Origin of the sequence: Nostocoides australiense Ben110 (assembly GCF_001050535.1) — a bacterium.
Classification (GTDB): domain Bacteria; phylum Actinomycetota; class Actinomycetes; order Actinomycetales; family Dermatophilaceae; genus Nostocoides_A; species Nostocoides_A australiense.
The window spans coordinates 2,289,307-2,295,032 of sequence record NZ_HG764815.1; the positions used below are offsets into that span (position 1 = coordinate 2,289,307).

The window sequence follows — 5,726 nt, forward strand, 5'->3', positions numbered from 1 at the left end:
CTGGCAGGTCGAGGCGTCGTTCCGGATGTCCAAGAGCGACCTACGCGCCCGACCGATCTTCCACCACACCAAAGACGCGATCGAGGCCCACCTGACCATCGTCTTCGCCGCGCTGGCCATCTCCCGGCGCCTCCAAGACCAGACCGGCATGAGCATCAAGAAGATCGTGCGCGCGCTCCGCCCGATCCAGCAGATCACCATCACCATCGCCGGCCACCCCCACACCGCGGCCGACTCCCTCACTGACGCCGCCCGAGACATCCTCATCGCCACAGGCCACGAGCCCGCGACACACTAAATTGGCACGACTCGGGACTTTGCGCCGTCCACAGGGTTGCGGCACGCCCTTGGCGTGCCGGCGGACCTGCCCGGTGGCGCCGACCTGCTGAGCGCCTCGGCGTTGGCCGTCGAACTCGACGGCCTGCTCTTTCACCGGGGCACAGGACGTGTGGACAGGGACAAGCAGAACGCTGCGGTGACGGCGGGCACGTGGATGTTGCGCTTTGGGTGGCAGGAGACCACCGAGTCACCGTGCGACGCGGCGGCATCGGTGATCGCGCTCGCCCGTTCGCTCGGACTGGTGTGGCCGACCCGCCCCTGTCGCCGCCGCGGTTGCCGCGTGAGCGCCGCGGTGACCGTGTCACCTGAGCTTTAGATTGGGGACCGGCCGGGGCGGCGCGGTAGCCGTCTTTTCGGAGGACCGTCACGGACCATGCGCGACGTCCGACGAATCGCGACCTCTGACTTGTCAGATCTCGGGCGTTGTCGGGGTTGGGCGGGCTCCTGGTCTCGCCGTCAGGGGGTCCAGCCGTCGTGGTACATCTCCAACGTCGCCCGCATGTGCAACGCCTCGGCGTTCCGGCCCCGGAGGGCGTAGATGACGTCACTGCCGTACAACTCGCCGTAGGAGTAGCCGCGCACGGTCAACAGGCGGACCATCTCCCGGAAGTCGTCGGCGGTGAGGCGGGTGTCCTGGGAAACCCCGCCGATCGATTGGGCGCCTACGCGACCGGGGTAGAAGCCGTTGGGGCCGAACGCAATGGGCAGCCATTCGCCGAACCCGCCCGCTCCAGATCCCGCGTCGACGCCATTGAACTGGCCGACCATCCGCGCGCCGAGCCGGGCGCGGATCTCGCCCCACGTCGCCAACCGTTGCGGGTGTTTCGCCGGGTCGGTGTTGGGGAGGGTGTTGACATTGTCGGCGAGGGCCAGGCCGCCGGCCTGCGCGAGTGTGATCCGCGTCGGCCACGCCGCCGCTGCCTCGGCCCAGATGTGCTTCTCGTAGTCGTTGTACGCCGCCTGCACGTCCTCGAAGGTGGCGCCCGGGTGTTCGATCCGATAGGTGTCCACCCACGTGCGGCGACCCGGGGCCCCACCGAGAATGCGCGGCTCCGCGTTGACGGACCACAGGCCGGTGACCCGCCACTGGACGAGGTTGGGGTCGGAGCCGAAGCGCTGCGCGGCCGCTGTGACCAGATCGCGAGCCGCCGCCTGAGCCTGTGGGGACCAGAAGGTCGGGAAAATCTCGCCGTCGATGGTGATCAGCTGCCCGGCGGGCAGGCCGTCGGTGACATAGGCCGGCATCCCATTGCCCACGACGCCGTAGATGATCATCCCGTTCCACGGCTTGCCAGCCGCGCTGGCGGCCTGACGGGCGGTCTCGAAGAGGCTCCAGTTGAAGGTGACCCCGTCCGTGGTGATGTCGCTCCAGCGCAGGTAGACGGACAGGCCGTCCACGAGTGGAGACGCGAGGGCTTCGTCCATGGTGGCCCGGCTGGTGTTCTTGCCGAACCACGCGATCGTGCCGCGCAGCCCCTGGGCGTTGCTCGGGCCGGGCCGCGTGACCGCCTGCCCCGTCACGGGTGCGGATGCGTTGCCGGAGGTGTCGACCGCGACCACCTCGACGTCGTAAGGGGTCTGCGGCGCAAGGCCGTCGAGCGTCAGCGTGTGCCCACTCTCTTCCCGAATGATGTCGCCGACGGTCACGACGTAGCGGTCCACGTCGACGTTGTCGGAGGCGGGGGACCAGGTCAGCTGGAGGGTGGAGGAGCCGGCCCGCACGCTGAGGTTCGTCGGTGGAGTCGGAGGCGTGCCATCGGGCGTGGCGCCCGCGGGGAGGGTGGGGAAGGCCACGATGGTGACAGGTGACACATTGCCAGAGGCGTCGCGCGCCGTCACGCGCAGCTGATGGTCGCGCGCCGGCAGCAGGCCGGTGACGGTCAGGGTGCCTGGTTCGGTGATCGACAGACTCTGTCCGGCGACGGTGACGACGTATCGCACGACCCCCACATCGTCTCGCGCCTCAGCGACGGTGACAGCCGCGCGGGTGGACCCGGGGACGACGCTGACCTCGGGAGAGCTCGGCGCCTGCGTGTCGGGTTCGAGCAGCGTGCGGACGTTGATCCGACCCGCAGTCGACCGGTTGCCGGCTGCGTCGACGGCGACCACGGCGACGGCCGTCGTCGTGCCGACCGGGAGATCGGTCACGGTGGCCGAGGTTCCGCTGACCTCCTGGGTCCGCCCGGCCGCGGTGACGAGGTAGCCGGTGACGGCGACATCGTCGGTGGCTGCGGTCCAGGTCACTACCCCCGTGGTGGTGCTCTGGCCGGTGACGGCGAGTGCGGTCGGCTCGCTCGGGGCGGTGGTGTCCGGCGGCGGGAGGGTGGTGAACGTGGCCTCCGCGGCGGCTGACCGGTTGCCGGCGGCGTCGGTGGCGACGATGGTGGCGGTGTATGTGGTGTCAGGCGTCAGGCCGTCGAGGGTCGCCGTGGTGGCGGTGACGGTCTGCTCGGCGAGCCCGGCGACCGCGACGACGTATCCGGACACGCCGACGTTGTCGGTCGAGGGCGTCCAGTTCAGCGTCGCCTGTGTGCTCCCGGGTGTGACCGTGGGCGAGCCGGGGACGCTAGGCGGGGTGACGTCCGGTTCGGGCAGGGTGCGGAAGGTGGCGCTCACCGCGGGCGAGGTGTTGCCGGCCGCGTCCTTGGCGAGGACGCTGGCCAGATAGCTCGTGTTCGGCCGCAGGCCCGTGACGGTGGCCGTGCGGGCGGTGAGGGTCTGGGATCGCCCGTCAACGGTCAGCACGTAGGCCGTCACGCCGATGTTGTCGCTCGCGGCACCCCAACTGATGGTGGCGCCGGTGATCTCCGGGGCGGTGGTGATGGCGCCCGGGGCGCTCGGGGGCGTGGTGTCCCGGGCCTTGGTGCGAAACGCCAGCCTGACCGCGGTGGAGCGATTCCCGGCTGCGTCGACGGCCTGGACCCGCGCTGTATAGCTCGTGTTGGGCCGCAAGTTGGCGAATGCCGCCTTGGGAGCAGTGGGCCGTTTGGTCTGGGTGGCCACCGTGACGACGTAGAACTTGACCCCGACGTTGTCGGTCGAGGCCTTCCAGGTGAGGGTGACACCGGTGGTCGTCGAGACCGCAGTCAGACCGCTCGGGGCGGTGGGCGGCCTGGTGTCGCGGGCGGCGAGGCTCTGGCCGGCGGCCAGCAGGCTGGCGAGGACGAGGACGAGGGGCAGCAGCCAGCGGGCACGCGGGTGACGGCGCATGACGGTCCTTCATGGGGCCGAGGTGAGACTGGGGGGTTAACGTTCAATAATACCCGCGAGTCACGTCTTTGACAGCCCCGACCGTGACGCCGTGCGGAGTGGGGCCGAGCAGGCCGGCGCGGTGGTGATTAGGGTGACCCGTGTGAGCGACGAGCGGCGCGAGGTGGCGGTGGGCGAGTGGATCGCCGCCACCAGGGCCGCGCGCGAGGAAGGCTTCGACTTCTTCGACTGGCTGAGCGCCGTCGATCGCACGAGCGAGGAGCCGGCCGGATTCGATGTCGTGGTGCACCTGTATGACGTGGCCACCCCCGGTGCCCTCCGTGGACTGCTCGTGCAGACCCGGATCGTCGAGGGCGAGGCGTTGCCGAGTCTGACCGGCGTGTTTGCCGGCGCGGCCTGGCACGAGCGGGAGACCCACGAGATGTTCGGCATCGACGTCGCCGGCTTCGACGACGGCTCCGGCCTCGGCCTGCGGCCCCTGCTGCTGCCCGACGGCTTCGAGGGTCACCCGCTGCGCAAGGACTTCTATCTCGCGGCCCGGGTGAGCAAGGACTGGCCCGGCGCGAAAGAGCCGGGCCAACCGCATACCGGCGGGCCTGGCCGGCGCAAGATGCAGCCGCCCGGAGTGCCACCGCAGGAGTGGGGTCCGCGATGAGCATCCTCGAGATCGTGCTGCGGGCCGCCGCCGCGCTGGCCATGCTCCTCGTGCTGCCGCTCGTGGTCGGCCAGACGGAGCACAAGGTCATGGCGCACATGCAGGGCCGGCTCGGGCCGATGTATGCCGGGGCCTACCACGGCTGGGCGCAGCTGGTTGCCGACGGGGCCAAGTTCGTGCAGAAGGAAGACCTGGTTCCACGGGCGGCAGACCGGGGTGTCTTCAAGCTCGCTCCCGCGCTCGCGATGATCCCCTATCTCCTGGGGCTGGCCGCCATCCCGATCCACCCCGGGTATGCCGCGATCGAGGCGCCTGCCAGCGTGCTGTTCGTCCTCGCGGCCACGAGCATCGGAGTGCTCGGCACCTTGATGGCGGGCTGGGCGAGCGCGAACAAGTACGCCTTGCTCGGTGCGATGCGCGGTGCGGCACAACTGATCTCGTATGAGCTGCCGATGGTGCTGGCTGTCGCCTCGGTGGCCCTGGCCGCGGGCACGCTCTCGCTCCCCGGGGTCATCGAGGCGTGGACTCCGTGGTGGCTGCTGTGGCAGCTGCCGGGCGCCTTCGTCTTCCTCGCCGCGGCCGTCGCCGAACTGCAGCGCCCACCCTTCGACATGCCGATCGCCGATTCGGAGATCGTCTTCGGGCCCTACACCGAATACACCGGCCTCCGGTTCGCGCTGTTCCTGCTCAGCGAGTATGCCGGGATCGTCCTGTTCTCCCTGCTCTTCGCCGTCCTGTATCTCGGTGGCTGGCGCGGGCCCTTCGATGACGTCCTGGGCTGGGCCTGGACCCTGCTGAAGGGTTTTGTCGTCGCCCTGGCACTGATCTGGATCCGCGTCTCGTGGCCCCGGCTGCGCGAGGACCAGCTGCAGCGGTTCGCGTGGACCGGGCTGATCCCGCTCGCCCTGCTGCAACTGGCCCTGACCGCCGTCGCAGTCGCCTACTTCTGAGGACCTGGTGGCCCGGGTGCCAATCCAGCGCCATTGCGGGGCGCGGCCGGGTGTCAGTTACCTGCGTTGGACGAACGACCCGACTAAGTTGGTCGCGTGAGCGAGAAGCGAGGGGTCGTGCCCGGTCTGGTCAAGGGCCTGGCCACGACCGCGCGCACGCTCACACGGCATACGCACGTCCAGGAGTATCCCGACGTCCGGCCGAGCCTGCCCGCCCGCAGCCGCGGGGTCATCGCCCTCCTCGCCGAGAACTGCACCTCGTGCATGCTGTGCGCGCGCGAGTGCCCGGACTGGTGCATCTACATCGATGCGCACAAGGAGACCGTCCCGGCCACGACGCCCGGGGGGCGGGAGCGGCAGCGCAACGTCCTCGACCGCTTCGCGATCGACTTCTCGCTGTGCATGTACTGCGGAATCTGCATCGAAGTCTGCCCGTTCGATGCGCTCTTCTGGTCCCCGCAGTTCGAGTACGCCGAGACCGACATCCGCGACCTGCTGCACGAGAAGGAGCGGCTGGGCGGGTGGATGGAGACCGTCCCGCCGCCCCCGGCCCCCGACGCCGGAGCCGCCGA

At 70.0% G+C, this 5,726-nt stretch carries 5 protein-coding genes and 1 pseudogene; 5 read left to right on the forward strand and 1 reads right to left on the reverse strand.

The genetic code is table 11. The features are described 5' to 3' along the window. Nucleotides 1-298 (forward strand): annotated as a pseudogene (locus tag BN11_RS23680) (IS1634 family transposase); the annotation flags it as partial. 54 nt (nucleotides 299-352) lie between these two features. Beyond that, nucleotides 353-655: a hypothetical protein gene (locus BN11_RS11005; RefSeq protein ID WP_048697598.1), complete on the forward strand. Its 303-nt coding sequence runs from the start codon at nucleotides 353-355 to the stop codon at nucleotides 653-655. A gap of 140 nt (nucleotides 656-795) precedes the next feature. On the opposite strand, the gene BN11_RS11010 is transcribed toward BN11_RS11005, so the two are convergent. Beyond that, complete coding sequence (locus BN11_RS11010; protein WP_048697600.1) at nucleotides 796-3,549, reverse strand: fibronectin type III domain-containing protein; 2,754 nt, start codon at nucleotides 3,547-3,549, stop codon at nucleotides 796-798. 142 nt (nucleotides 3,550-3,691) lie between these two features. Between BN11_RS11010 and BN11_RS11015 the strand changes: the two genes are divergently transcribed. The 3 genes from BN11_RS11015 to BN11_RS11025 form a co-directional block, all read left to right on the forward strand. After that, on the forward strand, nucleotides 3,692-4,204 hold the full coding sequence (locus BN11_RS11015; RefSeq protein ID WP_235435442.1) for an NADH-quinone oxidoreductase subunit C: 513 nt from the start codon (nucleotides 3,692-3,694) through the stop codon (nucleotides 4,202-4,204). Beyond that, on the forward strand, nucleotides 4,201-5,154 hold the full coding sequence (locus BN11_RS11020) for a complex I subunit 1/NuoH family protein (RefSeq protein ID WP_048697603.1): 954 nt from the start codon (nucleotides 4,201-4,203) through the stop codon (nucleotides 5,152-5,154). Before BN11_RS11015 ends, BN11_RS11020 begins: the two co-directional genes overlap by 4 nt. A 96-nt stretch (nucleotides 5,155-5,250) precedes the next feature. Further along, the coding region (locus tag BN11_RS11025) for a 4Fe-4S binding protein (protein WP_048697605.1) at nucleotides 5,251-5,726 on the forward strand (476 nt) is incomplete at its 3' end.